The following is a 1,255-nucleotide window of genomic DNA, read 5'->3' as shown; positions in this document are numbered from 1 at the left end:
CCAGGCCTTCCGGATCGCCTCGACGGCGGCGCGCTGACGCTCGGGGGTGCCGACCTGATGGCTGACCCGACCACCACCACCTACGACCTCTACCGCTTCGGCGGCAACGCCGAGGACGGCCTCCTGCGCTGCAACGCCGACAAGGCGAGCGCCCTGGAAGTCCTCAAGGAATCGAACCGATGAACGAGAATCAGCTTCGCGTGCATTTCATTGGCGGCCCCGCTGACGGCGATGTCCGCTTGATCGCTCCGTGTACTACCTACCGCGTGGCTGTGCTCGAACACCAGCCCGAGGTTCACGCCTACAACGCCAAGTGCCCGTGCTGCACGGAGCGCATGCTGCGCCCCGTGGAGTGGAACACCGCGATCTACTTCATCCGCCGCGTTGGCGAGAAGTGCTGGGTCGCCGTACACGAGAGCATGGCATGAAGCGCGCACTTCTGATCCTGGCGCTGTGCGCTGGCCTCGCTGCGTGCGACATGAAGCCTTGGCCGCCACGCGCCGATTACGGCTCGTGCCTGAAAGGACACACCGAGAGTGGCCTGATGCTGATCCCAAACAGCAATGGCGGATTCTCGTACATCCCCACCAGCGATTACGTCTGCGACGAGTACGAGTACCCGCTCGGCGACGGCCCGGAGTACCAGGCCGGAATGAAGCGCTACGCCGCCGAGCTACAGGCGTGGTATGAGCGTCACCCGGAGAAGCGGCCATGACTTCCTACGTGACCTATCGGCCACCGCATGCGGCCGGTTCCTGGGTCATCGGCGGCAACTTCTTCGTGCAGGTCAAGGAGCGTCCGAACTGGCTGCACCGCTGGTTCGCGCTGGCGTTCCTGGGATGGCAGTGGGTGGACGCATGAACAAGCGCGGCCCCCTGCTGCTGATCGACGCCGACGTGCTGCGCTACCAGCTCGCGTTCTCGAACACCGCGAACATCGACTGGAACGGCGACGGCAACAAGGTCGAAGCGATCCAGCCCGAGCGCGCGAAGGCGAAGCTGGAGGACTACATCGACGAGATCGTCGAGAAGTTCGGCGCGCGTGATTACCTGCTGGCCCTGTCCTGCAAGAAGCACAACTTCCGCAAGGACATCGACCCGACCTACAAGCTCAACCGCGCCAGCAAGGACAAGCCTGCCCTGTGGTACGTGCTCGACGAGTTCGTATACGACGAGTTCGGCGACAAGATCGTGGAGATCGAGAACCTGGAAGGTGACGACGTGCTGGGCCTGCTGGCCTCGCACCCGAATCCGAA

5 protein-coding genes are annotated in these 1,255 nt (G+C 63.8%); all 5 read left to right on the top strand.

Annotation, left to right across the window (positions count from 1 at the left end):
- A partial coding sequence (locus AB0E19_RS38765) for a hypothetical protein (protein ID WP_362189963.1) occupies positions 1-183 on the top strand: 183 nt, incomplete at its 5' end.
- Positions 180-428: a hypothetical protein gene (locus AB0E19_RS38760; protein ID WP_004154585.1), complete on the top strand. Its 249-nt coding sequence runs from the start codon at positions 180-182 to the stop codon at positions 426-428. The genes AB0E19_RS38765 and AB0E19_RS38760, both read left to right, overlap by 4 nt.
- A complete protein-coding gene (locus AB0E19_RS38755; RefSeq protein WP_049434075.1) occupies positions 425-715 on the top strand; it encodes a hypothetical protein in 291 nt (96 codons plus the stop codon). Before AB0E19_RS38760 ends, AB0E19_RS38755 begins: the two co-directional genes overlap by 4 nt.
- Positions 712-861, top strand: a complete 150-nt coding sequence (locus AB0E19_RS38750) for a hypothetical protein (protein ID WP_160314061.1) — start codon at positions 712-714, stop codon at positions 859-861. Before AB0E19_RS38755 ends, AB0E19_RS38750 begins: the two co-directional genes overlap by 4 nt.
- On the top strand, positions 858-1,255 hold a 398-nt coding region (locus AB0E19_RS38745), incomplete at its 3' end, for a hypothetical protein (RefSeq protein ID WP_362189958.1). The genes AB0E19_RS38750 and AB0E19_RS38745, both read left to right, overlap by 4 nt.

This window comes from Streptomyces sp. NPDC047974 (assembly GCF_040653375.1).
GTDB lineage: Bacteria > Actinomycetota > Actinomycetes > Streptomycetales > Streptomycetaceae > Streptomyces.
Note: the sequence above shows the minus strand (reverse complement) of the source record. Positions and strands in the feature narration are given on the sequence as shown.